Origin of the sequence: Niabella beijingensis (genome assembly GCF_020034665.1) — a bacterium.
In the GTDB taxonomy this organism is placed as follows: Bacteria; Bacteroidota; Bacteroidia; order Chitinophagales; family Chitinophagaceae; genus Niabella; species Niabella beijingensis.
Genome location: NZ_JAIQDI010000002.1, coordinates 1,338,853 through 1,363,403, shown reverse-complemented (window position 1 = coordinate 1,363,403; position 24,551 = coordinate 1,338,853). Strand labels below are relative to the sequence as shown.

Here is a 24,551-nt window from a genome sequence, read left to right as displayed (position 1 = left end):
TGTATTGAAATGAAAAAGATCCTTCTGTTTGGAGCCGGCAAATCTGCTACGGTATTGATCCGGTACCTGCTGGATCAGGCAGCGCAGGAGAACTGGCAGCTTACGGTTGCCGAAGCAAATCCGGAACTGGCAAAAAGCAAATTGAACGGCCACCCCAGAGGAACAGCTGTTGCGCTGATGGCAGATGATGTATTGCTCAGGAAAACACTGATCACGGAATCGGATATCGTCATTTCCATGCTCCCCCCGGCCCTGCACATCCTTGTCGCCCGCGATTGTCTGGAACTAAAACGAGACCTTTTAACAGCCTCCTATATCGATGAGGAACTGCTGTTGTTAAAAGATGCAATCGAAGCCAATGACCTCTTATTTCTTTGCGAAACAGGGCTGGACCCTGGTATTGATCATATGAGTGCCATGCAGCTTTTTGACCGGATCCGGAGCGCCGGTGGTACGATATCCGGCTTTAAATCTCATTGCGGCGGATTGATAGCTCCGGAAAGCGACAACAATCCCTGGCATTATAAAATCAGCTGGAATCCCAGAAATATCGCACTGGCGGGCTATGCGGGGGCTGTTTATAAAACTGACGGGCAATTAAAAGAAGTCCCCTATCAGGAAGTTTTTGAAAATTGTCCGGTAATTGAGGTACCCGGTTCGGGCAAATGGGCCTGCTACCCCAACCGGAATTCACTGACCTATATTCCCGTTTACCAGCTCGACAGCGCTACAACCGTTGTCCGCTCCACTCTGCGGCATCCCGATTTTTGTACCGCCTGGAACTATATTGTAAAGGCCGGGTTATCTACGCTTACGGATGCAGAGTTGATAAACAGCTATCGGGATAAATCCATTGCCGACTGGTTCACGGCCTGCTTGAATTTTTATACGCGGGCGGAGACTTTTGCAGATTTCCTGAATCGATATGTGCCCGCTGCAGAACAGGAACTGGTGGATCATTTATTCCGTTACCTGGGATTGATGAGCGACGGGCCCCTGCCCCGGCATACAACGGTTTCGGCTGACATCCTCCAATACCTGCTGGAAACAAGACTCACCCTGTCCCCGGGAGACCGGGATATGATCATTATGATCCATGAGGTCGAATACCAGATGCAGGGGGTACACCAAAAAACGATCAGTTCGCTTATCGTAAAAGGAGAAGACGCCGTACATACGGCCATGGCAAAAACCGTGGGGCTTCCGCTGGGTATTGCAACCAAACTGATCCTGACCGGGCATATACGGGCAAAAGGATTGTGTATACCTACGGGAAAAGAGATCTATGATCCCCTGCTCCGGGAGCTGGAGCAGAACGGGATCCGGTTTTATGAAAAAGAAGAACTCTTGTAAAGGTGATAACATATAAAGTAAAAGCCCTCCAATCAGGAAGGCCTTTTACTTTATAGCTCTGTTATTGACTGCTAATTTGCGATCACTGCCATCAGTTGATCAATACGTTCTTCGTGATTTTTACTTACAGGAACAACAGGGAGCCGCATGGTATTTTTACAGTACCCCATTTTATGCAGCGCATACTTTACTCCTGAAGGACTGCCTTCTTTAAACAGGGCATCCACCATATCTAAATATTTTAAATGCAGGGGAAGTGCTGCCTCAAATTTTCCTGCCAGGCAAAGCCGTACCATATCCGAATACTCTTTGGGATAAGCATTGGCCACTACAGAGATCAGGCCTTTTGCGCCACAGGCGATCATTGGCAGGGTAATCGCATCATCCCCGCTGATCACCATAAAGTTTGCAGGCTTTGCTTTCATGATCTGGTTCACCTGTTCAAAACTGCCGGAGGCTTCCTTGGTAGCAAAGATATTTTTGCAGTCATGGGCAATACGCAATGTGGTTTCTACGGAAACGCTCATTCCTGTACGTCCCGGTACATTATACATAATTATCGGCAACGGTGCCGCATCATTCAATGCCTTATAATGCTGATAGATCCCTTCCTGGCGGGGTTTATTGTAGTAAGGAGATACGGAAAGTATCGCGTCATAGCCATCCAGCTTCATATTCCCGAAAGCTTCCAGTACTTCACGGGTATCATTGCCGCCAACCCCTGCAACAAGCGGCACCCTTCCCCCTGTTATTTTTTTTACAAAGTCAAACACCTCCTGTTCTTCTTCGCGGGTTTGAGTGGCACTTTCTCCGGTAGTTCCAACTGCAACCAGGTATTCCACCTTATTTTCGATCCAAAAATTGATCAGTTTTTCGAAACTTGCCCAGTCGATCGATCGGTCGTCATTAAATGGCGTAACAATGGCGATGCCGGTTCCTGTAAATTTTTCCTGTAGTGACATTTATTTAGATTTGAGATCCGGGCTACGGATCTTAGATTTTGAATTTGAAATTTAATGGTAGTTATGGTTCGGCGGGACCTTTATTTATACTCTTCCCAGAAACCCATTTTGGAGAACTTATCGATCCGTTCATTGATCCGCTGCTGCGGATCGATCGGTCTCAACTCATCCAAAGACGCAATCAATTGCTTTTTAAGGTTTTGAGCAGCGATTGCATAATCCCAGTGTGCCCCTCCATCCGGTTCCGGCACAATGCCGTCGATCAGTCCGAACGCTTTCATTTTTGAGGAGGTCAGCTTCAGTTGTTCGGCTGCTTTTACTTTAAAATCCCAGCTTCTCCATAAGATGGTAGAGCAGTTTTCGGGAGAAATCACCGTATACCAGGTATTTTCCATCATAAAAACCCGGTCTCCGACGCCAATACCCAGGGCACCGCCGCTGGCACCTTCGCCAATGATTACACAGATCACCGGTACTTTCAGGCGCATCATTTCATAAATATTCCGGGCAATTGCTTCACCCTGGCCCCGCTCCTCTGCTTCCAGTCCGGGAAATGCGCCCGGGGTGTCGATCAGCGTTATTATCGGTTTGTTAAATTTTTCCGCCAGTTTCATCAGTCGCAATGCTTTCCGGTAGCCTTCAGGATTTGCCATTCCAAAGTTGCGGAGCTGTCGTTTCTTCGTATTTGAACCTTTCTGCTGCCCGATGATCATAACTGTATGACCATCAATGGTTGCGAAGCCTCCGACCATTGCTTTATCGTCTTTAATATTGCGGTCACCGTATAATTCCACATAGTTTTCCGTCATCAATTCTATATACTTATGTGTATAGGGACGATCCGGATGCCGGCTCAGCTGAACACGTTGCCAGTCAGTAAGGTTCTGGGTGATACTCCTGCGCGTTTCCGCTACCTTATGTTCCAATTGAACCACCTGGTCAGAAAGATCGATTTTTGTCTTTTCAGTACGTTCCTTTGTCAGCTGAATCTCGTCTAAAAGGTCCTTAATCGGCTTTTCAAAATCCAAAAATTGTCTAACCTGATCTTGTGGCATAATTTTTTCTTCTTATTACGCGTCGAAATTAAGAATTTCTGAAGGATAAGTCGAAATTTTCGCTAAAAACATTAACAATAAGTAATCCGTTTAATGATAATATCATGTTAACATACATATGTAATAGTGTCTAAATAAAACTTTTTTAAAAATCCGTTTCTTATCCCCTCACCGTTTATATTTGCAAACTATTCATTTGAAACCTCGTTATTTTATGAAAATACGTGAAAACGCCCCCTTTAAAACATGGGAAGGAGTGTGTGTTATACTTGCTTTCACCGTACTGGCGATGACATCCTGCCGTACTAACAGGAATCTTGTGTATTTTAACAACCTCCCGCCGGAAGGCGATACCACGCAGATTGTCAATAAGATGGCTGCAAAGATCGAAAAAGGGGACATCTTGGGCATTAATATTACCACTCTAAGTCCTGAATACAATCAGCTTTTCAGTTCTGGAGCACCCCCGCAATCACTGGTTACAACTCAGAGCAGCGCAGCAAATACTACTGTTAATACTTATAATACAAATAGCTTTGATGCGACACGAAGCGGATATCTTGTGGACGAAAAAGGTCAGGTAAATCTTCCGGTACTTGGGAAAATAGATATTGCCGGACTCACCCGCAAAGAAGCTCAGGACAAGATAACAGCCGAAGTAGCCAAAACAGCCAAGGATCCAATTGTAAATCTAAAGTTTCTTAATTATAAAGTGACGGTGATCGGAGAGGTAGCACGCCCTGGATCATTTACAGTTCCTGATGAGCGGGTGAATGTATTAGAAGCTTTGGGAATGGCAGGGGACCTTACGCCCTATGCCATCCGGGAAAATATATTGGTGATCCGGGAAAAAGATGGCACCAGGACCATGCAGCGCATTAACCTGACTGACAAAAATGTATTTACCTCTCCCTACTTCTACCTTCAGCAGAACGATGTGGTATATGTGCAACCGGAGAATAACCTTAAAGCTAAGCAGGTAGATGCCAGCAATTATCGCTGGGTCCCTATTGCCACAGCAGGTATTTCAGCGATCGCTGTGATCCTGGCTTCACTGTTGCGCTAATTAAAGATCTTGCAATTATAACAATAATTTACGCTTTCTAATGAACGAAGAATCTGTAGTATCTGTTGAACAACCCAAGGAAATCAATTTACGTGCGGAGATCACCCGTTACACACGCAACTGGTACTGGTTTGTACTTGGGATAGTTACATGTCTGGTCCTCGCTTTTTTTTATCTACGTTACACTACGCCAGTCTATCAAACAAGCGCGGAGCTGTTAGTAAAGGATGATAAAAAAGGGGGCGGAGGCACTGATGCGATGCAAATGTTTCAGGACCTTGACATATTTAATACAACTAAAAGCGTAGACAATGAAGTACGCGTACTTAAGAGTAAAAGCCTCTTACAGAGAACTCTCCGGCAGTTGCCGGACTTACAACCCACCCAATTTGTGCAGGGGAACATACGCACTTCTGAAGCTTACGGGAGAAACAGGCCTTTTATCATCAACATTGATACACTTTACGAAGATTCCCTTTTAAAAAGAGGGATTGGGAATTATTCAATTTCAGTAAATAAGCCTCGTTCGGAATTTATCTTGACAGAAGATGCCGGTAGCTCAAAGACCTTCCGTTTCGGGCAAAAAATACAAATGCCTTTCGGAACTTTTAGCATCAACCCCAACCCAAACTATCGGTTTTCAGACGATAAGATCCTGCTTCGTTTCAATAACATTAAAGAATACGCAGCAGCTTATGCAAAAAACTTATCGATTGACGTAAGTGATCAACAGACAAGCACTATTATAATTACAGTTAAGGACCCTGTTTCTCAAAAAGCCATAGACATTATCAATAAACTTATCGAAGTTTATAACCAGGATGCGGTCGATGATAAGAATATCGTTTCCCGGAATACCGTGGCTTTTATTGATGATCGTCTGCGTACTTTGGTGGGTGAGCTCTCTGGGGTGGAAAAAAAGGTATCCGAATTTAAAGAAAAAAATCAGATCACTGATGTGACCTCGGATATTAACCAATACATGACTCAGACTCAGGGGCTTTATCAAAAAATGGAAGATGCCAAACTACAGGCATCCATTCTTACTTCTCTTCAGACATATATCAGCAAACCGGGAAATGAGCATACCTTAGTACCTACTTCTCTAGGAATCCAGGACCCTACCCTTAATGGCTTGATCCAGAGTTTTAATGACTTGCAATTAAAACGGCAGCAGACGCTGACAACAGTAGAACCAGACAATATACTGGTACAGAACATTGATAAAAGTATCAGCACGGTGCGCAAAAGCATTTCCGAAAATATCCGCAACCTGCAAAAGGGAGTAAATGTAACTCAGGGGCTCATTGACAAAGACTATGGGCAGTTTCAGTCCAAAATAAAAACTGTACCGGCGGTGGAACGGCAATTGCTGGAAATCCAACGGGAACAAGGTATTAAACAAACCATCTATCAGTATTTGTTGCAAAAAAAAGAAGAGTCCTTGATCTCCTTGGCAGCAACGGTATCTAATTCCCGGATCATTGATGATACTGCAGCAGACAATAAACCAGTTTCTCCCAAGAAAATGCTGATCTATCTTGGCGCAATAATAGCTGGCATTTTGATTCCTTTTGCTATCATGTACATACGAGATCTCTTAAATGACAAAGTACGTTTGCAAAAGGACATCCTAATCCGTACTAACATTCCCATTCTCGGAGAGATCATGCATGCTCAATCAGATGAAGAATTAGTGGTTAAGGAAAATACGCGCTCTCCTATCTCGGAAATGTTCCGTTTAATCCGCAGCAATCTGAAATTTGCTACTTCAGGGGAAGAAGATAAAGTAATTTTAACCACATCCAGTATGAGCGGAGAAGGAAAGACCTTTTTCTGTACCAATCTGGGGGCCAGTTTGGTTTTGAGTGGGAAGAAGGTGGTATTGTTAGAATTTGACCTGCGCAAACCCAAATTATTAAAAGGCTTAGGGATACCTTCATCCAGAGGTATTTCCAATTTTGTAATAGATCGAAGCCTTAGCCCTGCCGATCTAGTTCAGCCTGTACGGGAATTGAAAGGAATGTATGTAATTGGATCAGGACCCATTCCACCAAACCCTTCAGAGCTTTTGTTGAGCGAACGAATAGTCGAACTCTTTAATTTCCTGAAACAAGAGTATGATCATATTATTATAGACTGTCCGCCAGTGGGCCAGGTATCGGATGCCTTCACGTTGGGTAATTTTGCTAATATCAGCGCCTATGTCGTACGCTATAACTACACCTTTAAGGAGCAGTTGAATATTGTACAGGACATTTATAGCAATAAGAAGCTTAATCATTTGATGATAGTACTGAATGATGCCAAACCCCAAAACTCTTACGGTTATGGTTATGGCTATGGTTATGGGTATGGTTATGGAGACAATGATGTAAAAACGAAAAGAAGTCTGGGTAAAATGATAAGAAGCCTTTTTAAATAATAGGAATAGGATATTTGAACATTAGATGGGCAAAAATCAAATGATAATGAATACTGTTTGACCGGTCGCGAAGACCGATCAAAGACTCTATCATTATCAACATTCCCTGTCTCTCAAAATAAGCCGTTGGCAAATCATAATACGAGTGTGTGTTGTTTGTATATACCAACAACACTTCGATCAAGGGAACTTAGTCATATTTTAGGGCAGAAGATATAACAGGTCCTCCTCTCCTTGCAAAACTACCAAGTATGCGAGTTAGCTCTTTGTGGCAGAACAATCTGAGATAAAAAACAGAATTGGATAAATACTCTTGGATAAACTGTTATCGAGGTTGTTTTCTAAGATAAGCCGGGCTTGTTTATTTGCCTCACAATACAGATACAAAAACCAGACAGAACCGTCCTCTGTTAAATTTGAAGCAATTATACTAGAGGTAATGATACTATAACTAAAGGATCTATTGCCGATAAAATTGACGCTCTATTATAACTCTATTTATGAAAAAAAATTTAATTGTTTTTGGAACACGCCCTGAGGCTATTAAAATGGCGCCTTTGGTAAAAGAGTTTTTAAAACACCCCGATCAATTCGATACCAAAGTTTGTGTAACAGCACAGCATCGGGAAATGCTAGATCAGGTATTGGATTTTTTTGAGATTACACCAGATTTTGACTTGGATTTAATGAAACCCAACCAAAATCTGTATACACTGACCGCTGACATTCTTACAGGTTTAAAGCCTGTACTTGAAGCGTTTAAACCGGATTTTGTCTATGTCCATGGAGACACTACTACTACCATGGCAGCAAGTATAGCAGCTTTTTATTCGGGAGCAAAGATCTGTCATGTAGAAGCGGGGCTTAGAACTCACAATAAACGCTCTCCGTTTCCGGAAGAAATAAATAGGCAGGTAACTGGCAGAATTTGTGATTTCCATTTTGCCCCAACCCATACTTCAAAAGAAAATCTCATACAAGAAAATATATCGCCGCAGGCTATTTTAATTACTGGAAATACAGTTATTGATGCATTGTTCGATAGCTCGGCCCGGGTACAACAATTAAATAACGCAGATATCAGCCAATTAAAAGATATAGTCAATCCGGATAAAAGACTCATACTGGTGACCGGGCATCGCAGGGAAAATCATGGTCAGGGATTTATCAATATTTGTGAAGCATTGAAACAAATTGCTACAGCCAATCCTGATGTGCAGATTATCTACCCCGTCCACCTGAATCCTAATGTAAAAGGTCCGGTATACGAGATTCTGTCCGGTATCAATAATATAAAATTAATAGAGCCCTTAGCGTACCCGGCGTTTGTTTGGTTGATGAACCAAGCCTACATCATTATTACGGACTCAGGAGGTGTACAGGAAGAGGCTCCCAGTCTGGGGAAACCGGTACTGGTAATGCGGGATACAACAGAACGGCCGGAAGCCGTGGAGGCTGGTACTGTAATTTTAGTAGGCACTGACAAACAAAAAATTATTTTCCAAACACAGTCATTATTGGATAGTAAAGAACGATACGAACAGATGTCGGCGCTTCATAATCCCTATGGTGACGGGAAGGCCTGTGAGCGAATTGTCAACTTTATTAAAAAATTAAAATAAAAGAAATGCAAGCAAAAGTTGTTACTGTAGGATTGGGATATATTGGTCTACCAACTTCAGCACTCATTGCTAATAGTGGTATACCAGTGCATGGAGTAGATATTTCACAACATGTAGTGGAAACTATTAATGCCGGAAAAATTCATATTGTGGAGCCCGAGCTGGATAAAGCAGTTGCAAAAGCAGTTCAGGAAGGATTTTTAAAAGCAGGCACGCGGCCAGTACAGGCAAATACATATTTAATTGTAGTTCCTACTCCATTCAAAGGAGATCATGAACCCGACATTTCCTATGTTCAGGCGGCTACTGAAGCGATATTGCCCTTATTGAAAGAAGGTGATCTCTATATTATAGAATCTACTTCACCTGTAGGAACTACAGAAAAAATGATGGCCCTCATTTTTGCAAAACGTCCTGAACTCCAGGATAAAATTTATGTTGCTTACTGCCCCGAGCGGGTATTACCAGGGAACGTAATGTATGAATTGGTACACAATGACAGAGTTATAGGCGGAGTAAATGATGATTCGACACAAAAGGCGAAGGCTTTTTACGGCCAGTTCGTAAAAGGAGAACTACACTCTACAAATGCACGTACTGCCGAAATGTGTAAATTAACTGAAAACTCTTCCCGAGATGTACAAATAGCTTTTGCCAATGAATTATCATTGATTTGTGACAAAGCCGGCATTAATGTTTGGGAACTAATTCGCCTGGCCAATAAACATCCCCGGGTGAATATTTTACAGCCTGGTTGCGGGGTTGGTGGGCACTGCATAGCTGTGGACCCTTATTTTATCGTATCGGAGTTCCCATTAGAGTCTCGCATTATTGGGAAAGCCAGAGAAATCAATAATCACAAGGCATTTTGGTGTGCAGAAAAAGTAAAAGAAGCCCGAAAGGAGTATCAGCTAAAAAACAACCAAGAACCCAAAATCGCATTAATGGGCATGGCCTTTAAGCCAAATATTGATGATTTACGTGAATCACCTGCCAAATATATTGTACAGCGTATTTTGCAGGATGCCAACGACGAAGAATATTTTGTAGTTGAGCCTAATATTTCAGAGCATAATTTATTTAAATTAACAAATTATGTAGAGGCCCTCAATAATGCAGATATAGTGGTCTTTCTAGTAGCGCACAAAGAATTTAAAAATCTGAATATTCCAGCCGAAAAAATCATACTCGACTTTTGTGGTGTTACAAATAAATAAACAATGAAATCAATTATCATAACAGGTGGTGCAGGATTTATTGGTTCCCATGTAACCAGGACATTTGTAAATAAATATCCAGAATATCAAATTATCAATCTGGACGCTTTAACTTATGCCGGAAATCTGGGAAATCTAAGGGATATAGAAGAGCGTTCTAATTACAAATTTGTTAAGGCTGATATTACAGATGCTAATAAGATTGTTGAGATTTTTAAAGAACACCAACCGGATGGGGTGATTCACTTGGCCGCAGAGTCTCATGTAGACCGGTCGATAACAAACCCGGTGGCGTTTGTAATGACAAATGTGATTGGTACCGTTAATTTACTAAATGCTGCAAAAGAAATATGGGAAGATCATTATTACGAAAAGCGTTTCCTCCATGTATCTACAGACGAGGTTTATGGTTCATTGGGTGAGATTGGTCTATTTACAGAGACTAGCAGGTATGATCCTCATTCACCGTATTCCGCGTCAAAAGCGTCTTCGGATCATTTTGTGCGCGCCTATCATGATACATTCGGGTTGCCAGTTGTTTTGACAAACTGTTCCAACAATTACGGGCCGAATCATTTCCCAGAGAAATTGATTCCACTTTGCATCCACAATATTCTTCATAATAAGCCACTTCCAATCTACGGTGATGGTAAATTTACCAGAGATTGGCTATTTGTAATTGATCACGCCCGAGCTATTGACTTGGTTTATCATAAAGGGAAGAATGGCGAATCTTACAATGTAGGAGGATTTAATGAATGGCAGAATATTAATTTGGTAAAAGAACTCTGTAAGCAAATGGATGAGAAACTGGGTAGGCCGGAGCGCACTTCAGAACAGCTTATTACGTTTGTGAAAGACCGCCCGGGGCACGACATTCGGTATGCTATTGATGCTACGAAAATAAACCGGGAGCTTGGTTACAGTCCTTCCGTTACATTTGAGCAAGGTTTGAGCGAAACTATTGACTGGTATTTATCAAACCAGGAATGGTTGAACGACATCACCTCAGGAGATTATCAGCAATATTATAAAATGCAGTATACTGTCTAATTGATCTAGAGTTATGAAAGGAATTATATTAGCGGGAGGTTCCGGAACCCGGCTGCACCCTTTAACCATAGCGGTGTCAAAACAACTACTTCCCGTGTATGATAAGCCAATGATATATTACCCATTATCAGTGCTCATGCTGGCTGGAATCCGAGAAATATTAGTGATTTCAACACCTGATGACCTGCCCAACTTTAAAAAGCTCCTAGGAGATGGCTCCAGATTGGGTGTGCAACTTCATTATGCTGAACAACCCAGTCCGGATGGATTGGCACAAGCTTTTATTATTGGAGAAAAATTTATTGGGCAGGACGATGTATGTCTGATTTTAGGAGATAATATTTTCTATGGCGCGGGATTTCAAAAATTATTGGCGGAATCTGTAATAGGCGTACAACAGCATACAAATGCCGTCGTGTTCGGATATTATGTTGAAGATCCCGAACGTTATGGTGTAGCTGAATTTGATAACAATGGTACTGTGCTGTCTATCGAAGAAAAGCCAACACATCCTAAATCCAATCATGCAGTAGTAGGATTATATTTCTATCCCAATTCTGTTGTAGAAGTCGCAAAGAACATAAACCCCTCCGCGCGTGGAGAGTTAGAAATCACTACAGTAAACCAACACTACCTAATTTCAGGGCAACTAAAATTAAAAACCCTGAGCAGGGGTTTTGCTTGGTTAGATACGGGCACACATGAGTCACTAACAGAAGCTACAGAATTTGTTAAAGCTGTTGAAAAAAGAACTGGCTTAAAAATAGGCTGTGTTGAGGAAATCGCAGTAAGATACAATTGGATCACATCTGAGACTTTACAAAAACAGGTGCATTCCATGAAAGGCGATTATTATGATTATATAAAAAGAAAAGTATTAAACTTGAAATAACATGAGCCGCATTGAAGTTTTGGAATGGGATACTGAATTCTTCGGTTATAAAGTCGGAAGGATTGACTATAATGAGGGGGCTGCTATTTCAATACTTCCCTCAGAGTTCAGATTAATTTACGTTTTTTCTGAGCAACCAATAAATGAGATAAGCAATAAGCTTGTTGACAAAAAGGCCTGCTATGTCACTCTTTTAAACAACAAGCCAGAAACGATAGAAAATAATAAATACCAGATTCTTCCTTTTGATGCCAACGCTCACAATTATTCAACACTTCTGCAACTAACTCTGGAAAGTGGGACATACTCCAGGTTTTTTCTTGATAAGAATTTTAGAGACCGTGAGTTTGAAAGACTTTATACTAAATGGATAGAGAATTCTCTAAAAGATGAGGCCCCCTTAGGAGTATTCATTGCAATAGAAAATAATCAAATAATCGGGTTTATAACATTAGGCCGGAAAAGCCGGGAAGTGTCAGAAATTGGGTTATTGGCTGTTGGAGCTTCTGCCCGAGGTAAAAAAGTAGCTACTAATTTGATTAATTTTGTAAAGCAAAAAGCCATAGATATGGGCTTTCAAAAAATGCAGGTGATTACTCAACTAGACAATACACCAGCTACAAAATTATATGAATCAAACAATTTTATATTACACAATTTGACATATATTTATCACATTTGGAATTATGATACCGTTTAATAAACCTTATTTAACAGGAAAAGAAGCGCACTATATGTACGACGCCGTTCATACCGGAAAATTATCCGGCAACGGCAAATATACTAAACTGTGTCAGCAATTTTTCGAAGATGAATATGGATTCAAAAAATGCTTATTGACTACCTCTTGCACAGATGCTTTAGAAATGGCAGCTATATTAGCAAATATTGAACCGGGAGACGAAGTCATTATGCCTTCCTATACATTTGTGTCTACGTCGAATGCCTTTGTACTGCGGGGAGCTGTAATTCGTTTTATTGACAGTAAGAGTGATCAACCTGGCTTGGACGAAGATGCCATTGAGGCATTGATTAATAAAAATACAAAGGCTATTGTTCCCGTACATTACGCTGGTGTTGCTTGTGATATGGAAAAAATAATGAATATTGCTTCAAAACACAATTTGCTTGTAGTAGAAGATGCCGCACAGGCTATCGATAGTTATTATACCTTTAGCGATGGTTCACGTAAAGCGCTTGGATCCATCGGGCATCTAGCAGCCTTTTCCTTTCATGAAACTAAAAATATTATATCTGGAGAAGGAGGATTATTAGCCGTCAATGATGAACGTTTTATTAAACGCTCTGAAATTATTTGGGAAAAGGGAACTAATCGTTCAGCTTTTTTTCGCGGAGAAGTTGATAAATATGGATGGGTCGATATTGGTTCTTCCTTTTTGCCTTCCGAAACAATTGCGGCATTTCTATGGGCGCAGTTAGAGAATCTTGAAGACATTCAGGATCGTCGAAAACAGCATTGGCAAATGTACTATGATGGCTTGAAGAACTGGGCGGAACAATATTGTGTACAATTGCCCAACATCCCTTCTTTCGCCACGAACAATGCACATATGTTCTATATAGTTTGCAAATCAATGGAACAACGCTCTGAAATTATTCAACAATTAAAAGACCATGACATTCATGCAGTTTTTCATTATTTAAGTCTCCACAAAAGCCCCTATTATCAAAAAAAGCACGATGGAAGAGATCTTCTTCAAAGCGATCGGTTCTCAAACAATCTTTTAAGACTTCCTCTATATTATGAACTTACCCCGCAACAAATAAGTGAAATAATTAAAATTATTACAGATGTCAAAGGGTAGCTATTTACACTTTATTAATGACGAAAAGATAACAGATAATATAATCGAAAACTTTAGTTCTTTCGACAGACAGATATTCGTTGTTTTTACAAACTCAAAGGATAAAAGGTACTACCATGTCCGGGCGAACTCAGATAATATTTTCAAATATGCAGGGGAATCATTAAATAACTTGATACAGAAGTTTAATGCACATGGCATAATATTTCATGCGATTTCATCAGAGGCCTTTAGACTGTTACACAACATTGAAAAAACTGATGTCAAAATCGCCTGGATCCCTTGGGGGTTTGACATTTATAATTTAAAAAAGATAAAAGGGCATTTGCTAGCCCCTCTTACCAAATCTCTATATGCACGACGCCTTTTTCATCAGTTTAACGCAGTAGAATATAAAAAAATAATAAAAAATATTTTCACTAAAAGCAACAATATTAAAAGGAATTTAGACAAGATTGACTACATCTGTACTTATATAAAAGAAGATGTGGATTATTTAGCTAAATACTATCCCAATAGGATGCAATTCCTTCAGACATCTTTTAGCTCACTGGATCAATATCTTGCCGGGTTTAAAAATATACAACTAAATCACAATGCTACAAATATATTAGTTGGAAATTCTAACACCTATGAATGCAATCATTTGGATGCTTTTGAAATTTTAAACTTAAACCCTGTTTCTCAAATAGCTAAAATAATCATACCTCTGAATTACGGACAAAACGATTTCTACAAGAAACAAATTATTGAACAGGGGAAAGCGCTATTTGCAAACTTTCACCCTCTGCTAGAATTTATACAACGTTCCGTTTATGTAGAATTGCTCCAAACTTGTAGTACCGGCGTTTTTTATCATTATAGACAACAAGCAATGGGAAATATAATTCCTATGCTTTATATGGGGGCCCGGATCTATCTATCTCCTCTAAATCCTGCATATCAATTTTTACGAAGGATTGGAATTTTTGTATTCGATTTAGAGCGGGATTTTATCAAGTATGGTAATGAGAAATTGGCAAAAACCGAAGTGCTCTCCAACCAGAAAATTCTAAACCGAATCTTCAATGAAAAAGCTGTAAAAGAAGATCTGGCGAATTTATTAAATCTCTTATCATGAAGAAACAGGTGATGAAAGGACTAAAATGGACAACAATCAGTTCTATAATACTGGCTGTTGTTGCCATTTTAAGGGTCTCGATTTTAACTCGCTTTTTATCGAAAGATATGTTTGGAATTATTGCGATTTTAACATTTATCATTAACTTTTTGGAGCTATTCAACGATATGGGCATTTCAACAGCCATTCTCCATAAGCAAGAGATGAATAAAAAGGAATATTCCAGTCTTTATTGGCTAAATCTAATCTTCAGTAGTGCGCTATATGCACTATTATTACTCTTAAGTCCTCTCATTGTTAAATTTTACAATTTAGAAATACTTAAGGAGTTAATCCCCATAACCGGCCTGATTATCCTGTTCAATGGATTGGGAAGACAATTCAAAGTTGTAGAGCAAAAAAATCTTAATTTCAAAATAGTAAGTTTTACTGAAATATTTTCTGCTATTTGTTCCATTACTCTAGCTATAGTACTTGCATATTTTAACTTTGGAATATATGCCCTCGTCTTATCAACAGTTCTGCAATATTTTGTATCGAATTTCATCTATATTTTTATAGGCTTTGCAAAGAAAAGACTTCCCACCTTCTATTTCAATTATACTATCACAAAACCATTCATTAATGTTGGCATGTATCAAGTGGGAGGACAAATTGCTAACTACTTTAATAGAGATCTCGATATATTAATAATTGGTAAACTATTTTCAACAGATATATTAGGTGGTTATAGTTTGGCTAAGCAACTCGTGTTCAGGCCTTTTCAATTCATCAACCCGATAGTAATGAAAGTGGCAGGTCCGGTACTGGCAAAAATGCAGGATAATAAAGATTTACTGAAGCACAACTACCTTAAACTTTTGAATTCTATATCAACTGTTAATGTTACAGTATATGTAGGAATAATTGTTTTTGCTCATTTTGTCGTTGGCATTCTTTACGGGAATGGTTATGACAATATTACAATTTTAGTAAGAGTATTATCCGTCTATATGATTTTTAGGGCCATCGGAAATCCCGTGGGTAGCTTAGTCGTTGCTACGGGAAGAACAGATTTAGAATTCAAATGGAATTTATTTACGCTTTTTATTACCCCATTGTCGGTATATATTGGCTCTTTTTGGGGCACCATTGGAATTTGTACTTCATTAACAATTACACAGATACTCCTTTATGTACCAAGTTGGTGGTTTTTAATAAAGAGACTAACAACAATTACATTAACAGAATACATTAAGGCTAGTTTTCGAATTAACTTTAATTTTAAGATATGAAGTTAATTAACTATTTATTCTGTATCATATTATTCATAGGATTTTCGTCACCGACGAATAGGAGTTTCTTCATTAATTTTGGGCAACTAAATCTATCTATCGGGGAGATAACCATATTAATATTAACGATTTTAAATTTTTTTGGCCCAACTAGATACCCTCTAAAAAATAAATTCAGGCCTCTCATTATTTGTTTCTTTATTGTTACATTATTCAATGAATTTTTGCTAAAACCTATATTTTATTTGCAATCATTTTCAGACAGTACAAAGTCTTTTCGGTTAGGAATACCGTTATTTTGTGCACTTCTTTTCTTACATACAGGTTTCAGAATTGACCTGCAGTCAACATGGAAGGCGCTCTTATATTCAGTCCTTATCTCTATATTACTGTCAGTTATTAATACAATTATTCCTCTTCCTTTTCTACATTCTGCAAATCAGACAGATAGCGATATCGTCATGAGCTCATTCGAATATTCCGGAAGGCTTTTTAATGATAATGTTTCTTTTGGTATTATTGGTGCTTACTTATTAACCGAGAAAAGAAAATCTTGGTATAATAGTAAGTTCTGGCAAAAAATGATTTTTGCGATCAGCATAGCAGCACTCATCACAGCATTTAACCGAACTTACCTATTTATATTGTTTGTAGTAATTATTTACAATCTTACACGTGATATGTCAATAAAGAAAATTTTTTATATGTCTTTCTTTATCCTTCTTGCCATTCTTATTATATTTCAAATTTATGCGACCTTCCCTTTCGTTCAAAAACAGATGGATAAAAGAATTCTCTCTATTTTTATAGGTGACAATACTATTTATAAAAGTACAATTAAAGGGAATAGAGATGTCATTTATGAAGGAATTTATAATCGCTTTATTCAAGGATACTGGATAATAGGAATCCCTTATGATTTGGGAATTTTTACATACCACTGGAAAAGCGGAACTCCAATGAAATACACAGATACGTCCTTTGTTAATATTATCTTCAGATGCGGCATTCTGCCATTTATTATTGTTGCTATTATTTTTAAAACCTATTTTTTAGACAAAACACTACATAAAGGCTTTAGATTCTTAATGATGATCTTTCTTTTGGCATCGCTAAATATAGACGCCCTTTACAGGCATAATACTATTCTGTTTATAACTATTTTATACTACATTTATTTTGTCAATCAAAATAGATCTCAATTCACTATTAAAAAACAATGAAAAGAATTGCAATAGTCACAGGATATTATCACCCGTTGCAAACACCTCGTGCTTTTAGAGCTACGGAATTAAGTTTAGAGTTATCCAGGAGAGGCTACCATGTTGACGTTTATTCAGCAACCCAGAATTTTGATACAATTTTTCAAGAAAAAAATTTGAATGTATTTTATCTAAATGCCTGGCATATTGCAGAAACACAGCCGCGAAAGTCCGCTAACGCAAACCCGTTAAAATCATTTTTAAAGAAATGTGTATTTTATTTTACAACTGGTACTCTTTTCAGTTTGTTTATTAAACTGAAAGCTAAATTAATCTTCAAAAAAAAATATAATGTTTTGATCTCCATTGGATTACCATTTCATATTCATTGGGCGGTTGGAAGACAAATTAAAAGCAATAATATAGCAGAAAGATATATTGCGGACTATGGTGACCCGTTCTCGAAATTTAATAAAACATCTATTGTTGCTCCGTACTTTAGATGGATCGAAAAAAAGATCATGAATAAATTCGATTTTATAACAATACCTACAATCAAAAGCCTACCTGCATATCTTTGGCTGAAGGATAAAGAAAAAATAAGAATTATTCCCCAAGGATTCGATTTCTCTAAAATAAAATTAAAAGAATATAGGAAGAATAAGATCCCCACCTTTGCTTTTGCCGGCAATTTCTATCAAAATATCAGAGACCCAAAGATACTTTTCGACTATCTTTGTAAATTAGAACAATCTGATTTTAAGTTTATATTATACATAAAAAACACTCAGGATAATCTTCTTCTTCTCAATAACTACGTGGATAAATTGGGGAGCAAAATCGAAATCAGGCCCCCCATTAACAGACAAGATTTAATTCCCGAATTGAGTTCGATGGATTTCTTGATTAACCAGGACAACTTTAATTCTGTTCAAAGCCCAAGCAAGCTTATTGATTACTTGTTAACAGGAAGACCTATATTTAATTTCAATCAGGATCAACTTAATATTAACCTATTGGATCAATTTCTTCATTATGATTTTTCTTCATACCAAAGCAACATAAATATAGAGGATTATGACATTAGAAATATAACAACTCAATTTGAACAAATATTTTAATAATGTATAAGAAAATTAAAATACTAGCTTTTATAGTGCTATTGGCAATGTTTGGCAATGCAAACCCAATTGTTATTGTAAAAGATGGTCGGCCCAATGCTGAAATTATATTAAAAAAGGAAGATTACAGCAATTTACGTGACATTGCTGATACACTTTCTAAGTATATTTTCCAAAGCACCTTTGCTCAACTAAATGTGTTGACAGCACCGGCAAATTATAAGAATCAAATAGTAATTGGCATCAGATATGGAGAGGATCAAAAGTTCTTTAATTATAGTAATTTGGATGAAGATGGTTTTGTTATAATAGTCAGAAACGACAAGGTTGTTATCTCTGGCAACACTAAAACAGGCATCGAATACGGAGTCTATCAATTCCTGGAAAGATTCTTGGGTATATTGTGGCTAAGCCCTGGCAGCTTATGGACAGATATCCCCAAACAGGCAAATCTTGTGATAAATGAAACAAATGTGATTGAAAACCCTGAGTTTTTGACCCGCTATTTATCACCGGCGTATTTATATGATAATTATGACCTATCAGAATGGGCGAAAAAGAACTACATAAGAAAAAGAGTTGAGTACTCGCATAATATGTATAAATTATTTAGACCGTCTTCATTAAAAAAAGAATCAAACTTAGAGTTTTTCCCTGCTTTTAATGGTAAAAAATATATTCCGAAAGATGATAACGATCAGGCCTGGCAACCCAACTTCACGGCAAAAGGCAGTGAAAAATATGCGGCTCAGAAAATAAAAGACTTTTTTACGCAAAACCCCAATGTAACAACCTATTCATTTGGAACAAATGACTCACAAAACTTCGACACCAGTTATTTTAAGGGCAATAAAAATGAAATGGGGTACAATAACTATTCAGATACGTATTACCGATGGGTAAACGCAACAGTTGAAATTCTAAACAGAAGCTTTTCGAATAAAAGTTATGGCCTTATCGCTCATTATAACACTGCCACACCGCCAGGCTTCAACTTAAAAGATAATATCATTCCATTTCTAACCTTCGAACGACTTAAATGGATTGATAATAAAAGTAAAAATTATGATATCAGTAACACCAAGAAATGGCTGAAAACATCAAAGCAAATTGGATGGTATGATTACGTTTACGGTCGAACATATTTAACTCCCAGAACAGATTTTGAATTGATTGCCACCTATCTTAAGTCAGCTCGAGAAATGGGGGTACGGCATTATGTTGCCGAATCATATCCCAATATTTTGGAGGGACCAAAAATTTGGTTTATCACAAAATTACTTTGGAACCCACACCAGGATTTTAAACAATTACTAAATACATGGTACGAAAGAGCCGTGGGCAAAAACTCAGCAATTCATTTAAAACAATTCTATGATATCTGGGGAAAATTTTGGACAAAAGATATACAAAATACACGTTGGTGGAATACTAATGGTACTTACCTCAATTTTTTTGATTATTCCTATATCTACGAAATTCCATATGCTTATGTAAAAAATTCTGATGAATTGTTAAATAAGGTCTTATCAAACGCAGATAATGATATCCACAAAAAAAGAGCAGCTGAATTACTTAAATTTTGGAATTTCACTAAACTGAATTATATGTATATACGGCAAAATCCAAGAACAAGCTTAGATATAGACAATGAAATTATGAAGACAAAAAGAGTTTCTCAAAACGAAATTATGCAAGCAAAAAATAATTTGCTTGGAAATTTTAATTCCATCTATTTGAAATATATGAATAGCTTAGATCTATATTCTTTTGAATCTCAAATTCAGAAAGCGAGTAATATCTCTAAGGCAAACAATTTATTGGATTCAAAAGGTTCTATCAGCGGGAATCCCATACATTATAAATGGTTTACATGGAAAAGCAATAATAGCACTGGAAGTATTAAGCTCTCCAAAAATGGCGTAAATGTAACCAATATGAAGTCTGGAGCAATATATCAATTGATGCCATATAGCGGCAATGGTGTTTATATAGTTTCCTTCAATTTCAATCGGATTCAGTATACCAGTGGCACAATTGAAGTTGAGTTGAAAATTTCAACGCAGAATAAGACGGTTATTAAAAATAAATTTCCAACAATCTATCATATCGATTTAAATAAGTTAACAACAAATCAACTCACTTGTCAATTTAAAATGGAGCCGCAAGACAAAATGGCCTCTGTGGAGAATATAACATTACAAATTAACTTTAAAAATGAAGGGCAGCCTGAAGTAATTCTGCAAAATATCAAATTAGCAAAGAGTAATTCTTCAAACTAATCAAACCTAAATGTATACACTAAATAATATAAAAATTAATCACGCCAATTATCCTAAATGGTTCAATCGAAAAAAGAAGCAAAATATCATTCACTTAATAAATTAAGTGATGCCAATATTGTTTATCAAAAAGTTTAATTTGCAATAACTAAAAATGATTACTCTTTTTAATTTTCTTCCAATAAAGAGTGGCGGTGGTCAGCAGGTTGCTACTAATTTTTTAAATATTATGATATCTAAGGATTTACTTAACAATTCTTATTTTATCGTTACAAAAGACACGCATGTCGATTTTATATTAGCGAACGCTAACTTGAAAAATGTAATTAGAGTCAACCCATCAATCATAGCTAGGCTTAAATTCGAAACTATTGATGTGGCTAGAATCATAAGAAAAAATAACATTGATGTAGTTTATACAATGTTTGGGCCTAGTTTATTGAGAAGCAATTGTACAACCGTTGTTGGTTGTGCATATTCCAATATATTTTATCCCGAAATTCCTTTTTGGGGCAGCCATAATTGGCTCAAACGAGCAAAATTTAAACTTATTGACAAAATCAGGTTAAAAAAAACACTTTCCGCAGACGGGATTATTTTTGAAAACTTGAGTATGCAGACAAGAGCCCACGAGTTATATGGATACCCGCTCGAAAATACATGTTATATCCCTCCTTCAATTTCTGCCTATTCCTTTACTAAAAATAATTCTATTAACAAAAACCAATATGTTCGCTCATCGGGGTATAATGTTTTATTTTTTTCTGGATGGCATAAAAATAAAAATATTGAGTTAACACCCTTTATCATTTTGGAATTAAAGAAGAGAGGCATCTTTGATGTTAATTTTGTAATAACAGTTTCAAAAGATCATCCATCGTCTATCGCTCTATTTAATCATGCGGAGAAACTTGGTGTATCAGAAAATATAATATTTATAGGTCCGATACCCCCAGAGGAAACAGAAAACCTTTTCTCACAAATAGATGCTGTAATTTTGCTCAGCTTATTGGAAAGTTTCTCAAATAATATTATTGAGGCATGGTATTATAAAAAACCATTACTAATATCAAATTTAGAATGGGCTACGTCAATTTGTGATGATGCTGCAATTTATGTATCGAGAAACGATCCCCAGGATATTTCAAATAAAATAATTGATCTGACAAGAAATCCCCAGAAATCGGAGCGGCTCATTATGAATGGTTTAAAAAAACTGACGAACTTTCCTTCACCCGAGCAAAAAGTAAAGGAGCAGTTAAGGTTTATTAAAAAGATTTATGAATCTAAAACAATTAAGTAAAGATTTTTTCATTTCATCATTTGAAATGTTTTCTTATCTGGTATTTGCATTACCAAGACATAAAATCTTTAACCCTATAAAAAAGATCTTTTTGGCGTCAGTTGGTGCAAAAGTAGGTTCCTGGGTCACTTTTTATCCTGGAATAAGGCTAAGTCCAGGTCGGAACCTGACAATAGGAGATAATGTAGATTTAGCCTGGGGCGTTCTCATAACTACCGCAGGCGGAGTAGAAATTGGTGATCGTTCACTTGTCGGCTACAGAACAATGATTTTTTCAAGGAATCACAAAATTCCACCTAATTGCGGACAGATTTTTCATTCAGGGCATGATAATAAGAAAGTAACCATTGGAAAAGATGTTTGGATTGGAGCATCATGCATCATTTTACCAGGTGTAACTATTGGCGATGGCGCCATAGTTGCTGCCGGCAGCGTCGTTACAAAAGATGTTGCCCCTTTTACCATTGTTGCGGGCGTGCCATCAAAGGAAATTAAAAAAAGAAAATAGACAATAAATGAGGCAAATAATACAATCCTTTAAAACGGGCGAAACAATCCTAGAAGAGATTCCTGCTCCAGAAGTTAGTTCCGGAACTGTTTTAATAAAAACCACCTGTAGCTTGGTGTCTCTTGGTACCGAACGCATGTTGGTAGAGTTTGGAAAAGCTAACCTACTCCAAAAAGCCCGGCAACAACCTGACAAAGTAAAGCAAGTCCTGGATAAAATAAAAACAGAGGGGTTGATGCCTACCCTTGAAGCAGTATTTAATAAATTAGGAACGCCTATCCCTCTCGGCTATTGCAATGTTGGCAAAGTGGTGGCAGTAGGCAGAAATGTTAGCGAATTTAAGATTGGTGACCGCGTGGCATCCAATGGCAATCATGCCGAGTATGTATGTGTCCCTAAAAATCTGGTAGCCAAAATACCGGATTCTGTTTCGGATGAAGCCGCCACTTTTACTGTTATAGGAGCCATTGGGTTACAGGGTATCCGCCTCTGTAATCCCACGCTGGGTGAAATTATAGTAGTTATGGGGCTGGGCCTCATAGGACTAATCACCGCAGAACTGCTGATAGCCAGCGGATGTAAGGTTATTGGTGTGGATCTAGATGACCGGAAACTGGAGATTGCACGGCAAAAAGGAATCGTCACTTTTAATCCGAGGGGCGATGGTGACGTGGTTAAGTTTGTAAAGGAACAAACATTAGAAGCTGGCGCTGACGGAGTAATAATTACTGCCTCAGCCAAAACCAATGATATCATTGCTCAAGCGGCTCAGATGAGTCGTAAACGTGGGCGTATTATATTAGTTGGCGTTATTGGTCTGGGTCTTAACCGGTCAGATTTTTATGAAAAAGAGCTTACCTTTCAGGTGTCCTGCTCCTATGGACCAGGCCGCTATGACGAAGACTATGAACAAAAAGGAATGGACTATCCCCTCCCCTTTGTTCGTTGGACCGAAAAGCGAAATTTTGAAGCTGTTTTGACTGCTATTGCTACACACAAACTCGATATAGCTCCCCTGGTTACAGAAAGGGTGCCCCTAGAAGAGTTCGGGAAAATATACAATAATATGAATGGAGGTTCTATTGCCTCTCTTTTAATATATCCAGAACAAAGCAACGACAGCCATGTTGTTGTTACTACTCCAACAGCCCGTTTTACCAATGGAGCAGGTGGTATTGGCATCATCGGAGCCGGCAACTTTACGCAAATGACAATGTTGCCAGTTTTAAAAAAAGTCCAGGCCCCTCTAGTATCCATTGCCAGCAAGGGAGGAGTATCAGCTACCGTTTTAGCAAAAAAATATGGCATTCAAAAAAGCACGACATCTAACCAGGAAATACTGATGGATCCTACCGTGGACCTGGTCATGATCATGACTCGTCACAACTTGCATGCTCCAATGGTGATTGAAGCATTGAAAGCAGGTAAGCATGTCTTTGTAGAAAAACCATTAGCATTAAACAATACGGAATTGGATGCTATTATTGCCACCTATAATGGCAGCAAAACACTTACCGTTGGTTTTAACCGAAGGTACTCTCCACATATTCAAAAATTAAAATCGTTATTAGGGCAATCTCCCGTAAATGTGATAGCCACAATGAACGCGGGTCATATTCCACCTGATGTTTGGGTACATGATCTTGAAGTGGGAGGTGGTCGTATTATTGGTGAAGCCTGCCATTATATAGACCTAATCAGCTTTTTAGCCGGAAGTAAAGTAACTTCGGTGTGTATGAACGCCATGGGAACCCAGCCACAGGAGAACACTGACAATGCCTCCATTTTATTACATTACGAAAATGGCAGCACCGGAGTTATCAATTACTTCAGTAACGGCTCCAAAGCCTATCCAAAAGAGCGTATTGAAGTGTTTTCACAGGAGCGGACTGCAGTGGTAAACAATTTTCGCTTAACAGAAGCTTATGGGTTCAAGGGGTTTTCAAAACTCAAAACAGCAATTGATAAAGGACATGCGGCTCAATTCCGGTTATTATGTGAACGAGTTAAATACGGTGGGGCTTCATTAATCCCTTTTGAAGATCTGGTAAATACAACCAAAGCTAGCTTCGCAGCCATTGAAAGCTTGCGAACAGGCGGATGGATTAAAGTTGGTTAACCCATAAAAACAAAAATACGCATTACAGTTAGGGTTCGACCGTGTTTTATAAAAATAGTAGCTATTATTAACAAGATAGAAAAAGGCGACAGTAAAGTCTTGATCAAAAAAGCGACCTAATCTATTTATATGACATTATAATAAAAAATGA

Annotated in this window: 18 protein-coding genes and 1 pseudogene; 17 read left to right on the top strand and 2 right to left on the bottom strand. The window is 38.1% G+C overall.

Features of this window, described 5'->3' with window-relative positions:
• Window positions 1-9 precede the first annotated feature (9 nt).
• The gene (locus K7B07_RS21665; protein WP_223712634.1) at window positions 10-1,353 is read left to right on the top strand and encodes a saccharopine dehydrogenase C-terminal domain-containing protein; all 1,344 of its coding nucleotides are present in this window, start codon (window positions 10-12) and stop codon (window positions 1,351-1,353) included.
• A 71-nt stretch (window positions 1,354-1,424) separates the two neighbouring features.
• Here the strand turns inward: K7B07_RS21665 and dapA are convergent, their stop codons facing one another.
• Complete coding sequence (gene dapA, locus K7B07_RS21660) at window positions 1,425-2,315, bottom strand: 4-hydroxy-tetrahydrodipicolinate synthase (protein WP_223712633.1); 891 nt, start codon at window positions 2,313-2,315, stop codon at window positions 1,425-1,427.
• An 80-nt stretch (window positions 2,316-2,395) separates the two neighbouring features.
• Window positions 2,396-3,370, bottom strand: a complete 975-nt coding sequence (locus K7B07_RS21655) for an acetyl-CoA carboxylase carboxyltransferase subunit alpha (protein ID WP_223712632.1) — start codon at window positions 3,368-3,370, stop codon at window positions 2,396-2,398.
• 214 nt (window positions 3,371-3,584) lie between these two features.
• On the opposite strand from K7B07_RS21655, the gene K7B07_RS21650 reads away from it, so the two are divergent.
• The 16 genes and pseudogenes from K7B07_RS21650 to K7B07_RS21575 all read left to right on the top strand — a co-directional run bounded on the left by K7B07_RS21650 (window position 3,585) and on the right by K7B07_RS21575 (window position 24,400).
• Window positions 3,585-4,436: a polysaccharide biosynthesis/export family protein gene (locus tag K7B07_RS21650; protein WP_223712631.1), complete on the top strand. Its 852-nt coding sequence runs from the start codon at window positions 3,585-3,587 to the stop codon at window positions 4,434-4,436.
• A 40-nt stretch (window positions 4,437-4,476) separates the two neighbouring features.
• Window positions 4,477-6,861, top strand: coding sequence for a GumC family protein (locus K7B07_RS21645; protein ID WP_223712630.1), 2,385 nt, complete (start codon window positions 4,477-4,479; stop codon window positions 6,859-6,861).
• 500 nt (window positions 6,862-7,361) lie between these two features.
• Window positions 7,362-8,483, top strand: coding sequence for a non-hydrolyzing UDP-N-acetylglucosamine 2-epimerase (gene wecB / locus K7B07_RS21640; RefSeq protein WP_223712629.1), 1,122 nt, complete (start codon window positions 7,362-7,364; stop codon window positions 8,481-8,483).
• A 5-nt stretch (window positions 8,484-8,488) separates the two neighbouring features.
• The gene (gene wecC / locus K7B07_RS21635) at window positions 8,489-9,700 is read left to right on the top strand and encodes a UDP-N-acetyl-D-mannosamine dehydrogenase (RefSeq protein ID WP_223712628.1); all 1,212 of its coding nucleotides are present in this window, start codon (window positions 8,489-8,491) and stop codon (window positions 9,698-9,700) included.
• Between the two features lie 3 nt (window positions 9,701-9,703).
• The gene (rfbB, locus tag K7B07_RS21630; protein ID WP_223712627.1) at window positions 9,704-10,753 is read left to right on the top strand and encodes a dTDP-glucose 4,6-dehydratase; all 1,050 of its coding nucleotides are present in this window, start codon (window positions 9,704-9,706) and stop codon (window positions 10,751-10,753) included.
• Window positions 10,754-10,766: 13 nt separating this feature from the next.
• Entirely contained in the window at window positions 10,767-11,645 is an 879-nt protein-coding gene (gene rfbA / locus K7B07_RS21625; RefSeq protein ID WP_223712626.1) for a glucose-1-phosphate thymidylyltransferase RfbA, read from the top strand.
• 1 nt (window position 11,646) lies between these two features.
• A complete protein-coding gene (locus tag K7B07_RS21620; RefSeq protein WP_223712625.1) occupies window positions 11,647-12,345 on the top strand; it encodes a GNAT family N-acetyltransferase in 699 nt (232 codons plus the stop codon).
• Window positions 12,332-13,471, top strand: coding sequence for a dTDP-4-amino-4,6-dideoxygalactose transaminase (rffA, locus tag K7B07_RS21615; protein ID WP_223712624.1), 1,140 nt, complete (start codon window positions 12,332-12,334; stop codon window positions 13,469-13,471). The genes K7B07_RS21620 and rffA overlap by 14 nt, the downstream gene beginning before the upstream one ends.
• Entirely contained in the window at window positions 13,458-14,591 is a 1,134-nt protein-coding gene (locus K7B07_RS21610; protein WP_223712623.1) for a TDP-N-acetylfucosamine:lipid II N-acetylfucosaminyltransferase family protein, read from the top strand. The genes rffA and K7B07_RS21610 overlap by 14 nt, the downstream gene beginning before the upstream one ends.
• Window positions 14,588-15,865: an MOP flippase family protein gene (locus K7B07_RS21605; protein ID WP_223712622.1), complete on the top strand. Its 1,278-nt coding sequence runs from the start codon at window positions 14,588-14,590 to the stop codon at window positions 15,863-15,865. Before K7B07_RS21610 ends, K7B07_RS21605 begins: the two co-directional genes overlap by 4 nt.
• Before the next feature lie 461 nt (window positions 15,866-16,326).
• The gene (locus tag K7B07_RS21600) at window positions 16,327-17,088 is read left to right on the top strand and encodes a hypothetical protein (protein WP_223712621.1); all 762 of its coding nucleotides are present in this window, start codon (window positions 16,327-16,329) and stop codon (window positions 17,086-17,088) included.
• A complete protein-coding gene (locus K7B07_RS21595) occupies window positions 17,085-18,188 on the top strand; it encodes a glycosyltransferase family protein (protein ID WP_223712620.1) in 1,104 nt (367 codons plus the stop codon). Before K7B07_RS21600 ends, K7B07_RS21595 begins: the two co-directional genes overlap by 4 nt.
• A 2-nt stretch (window positions 18,189-18,190) precedes the next feature.
• Window positions 18,191-20,470, top strand: a complete 2,280-nt coding sequence (locus K7B07_RS21590) for a DUF4838 domain-containing protein (RefSeq protein ID WP_223712619.1) — start codon at window positions 18,191-18,193, stop codon at window positions 20,468-20,470.
• Window positions 20,471-20,624: 154 nt separating this feature from the next.
• Window positions 20,625-21,773, top strand: coding sequence for a glycosyltransferase (locus tag K7B07_RS21585; protein WP_223712618.1), 1,149 nt, complete (start codon window positions 20,625-20,627; stop codon window positions 21,771-21,773).
• A gap of 346 nt (window positions 21,774-22,119) precedes the next feature.
• Window positions 22,120-22,281: pseudogene (locus K7B07_RS27915) on the top strand (DapH/DapD/GlmU-related protein); the annotation flags it as partial.
• 7 nt (window positions 22,282-22,288) lie between these two features.
• Window positions 22,289-24,400: a bi-domain-containing oxidoreductase gene (locus tag K7B07_RS21575; RefSeq protein ID WP_223712617.1), complete on the top strand. Its 2,112-nt coding sequence runs from the start codon at window positions 22,289-22,291 to the stop codon at window positions 24,398-24,400.
• Window positions 24,401-24,551 lie beyond the last annotated feature (151 nt).

Bases quoted from the DNA above. Each gene is read 5' to 3' on its own strand.
- K7B07_RS21605 (WP_223712622.1), top strand. From the start codon at position 14,588: ATGAAGAAACAGGTGATGAAAGGACTAAAATGGACAACAATCAGTTCT.
- K7B07_RS21610 (WP_223712623.1), top strand. From the start codon at position 13,458: ATGTCAAAGGGTAGCTATTTACACTTTATTAATGACGAAAAGATAACA.
- K7B07_RS21585 (WP_223712618.1), top strand. From the start codon at position 20,625: ATGATTACTCTTTTTAATTTTCTTCCAATAAAGAGTGGCGGTGGTCAG.
- K7B07_RS21590 (WP_223712619.1), top strand. From the start codon at position 18,191: ATGTATAAGAAAATTAAAATACTAGCTTTTATAGTGCTATTGGCAATG.
- rfbB (WP_223712627.1), top strand. From the start codon at position 9,704: ATGAAATCAATTATCATAACAGGTGGTGCAGGATTTATTGGTTCCCAT.
- rffA (WP_223712624.1), top strand. From the start codon at position 12,332: ATGATACCGTTTAATAAACCTTATTTAACAGGAAAAGAAGCGCACTAT.
- wecB (WP_223712629.1), top strand. From the start codon at position 7,362: ATGAAAAAAAATTTAATTGTTTTTGGAACACGCCCTGAGGCTATTAAA.
- rfbA (WP_223712626.1), top strand. From the start codon at position 10,767: ATGAAAGGAATTATATTAGCGGGAGGTTCCGGAACCCGGCTGCACCCT.
- K7B07_RS21575 (WP_223712617.1), top strand. From the start codon at position 22,289: ATGAGGCAAATAATACAATCCTTTAAAACGGGCGAAACAATCCTAGAA.
- K7B07_RS21650 (WP_223712631.1), top strand. From the start codon at position 3,585: ATGAAAATACGTGAAAACGCCCCCTTTAAAACATGGGAAGGAGTGTGT.
- dapA (WP_223712633.1), bottom strand. From the start codon at position 2,315: ATGTCACTACAGGAAAAATTTACAGGAACCGGCATCGCCATTGTTACG.
- K7B07_RS21645 (WP_223712630.1), top strand. From the start codon at position 4,477: ATGAACGAAGAATCTGTAGTATCTGTTGAACAACCCAAGGAAATCAAT.
- K7B07_RS21620 (WP_223712625.1), top strand. From the start codon at position 11,647: ATGAGCCGCATTGAAGTTTTGGAATGGGATACTGAATTCTTCGGTTAT.
- K7B07_RS21600 (WP_223712621.1), top strand. From the start codon at position 16,327: ATGAGCTCATTCGAATATTCCGGAAGGCTTTTTAATGATAATGTTTCT.
- K7B07_RS21655 (WP_223712632.1), bottom strand. From the start codon at position 3,370: ATGCCACAAGATCAGGTTAGACAATTTTTGGATTTTGAAAAGCCGATT.
- wecC (WP_223712628.1), top strand. From the start codon at position 8,489: ATGCAAGCAAAAGTTGTTACTGTAGGATTGGGATATATTGGTCTACCA.
- K7B07_RS21595 (WP_223712620.1), top strand. From the start codon at position 17,085: ATGAAAAGAATTGCAATAGTCACAGGATATTATCACCCGTTGCAAACA.
- K7B07_RS21665 (WP_223712634.1), top strand. From the start codon at position 10: ATGAAAAAGATCCTTCTGTTTGGAGCCGGCAAATCTGCTACGGTATTG.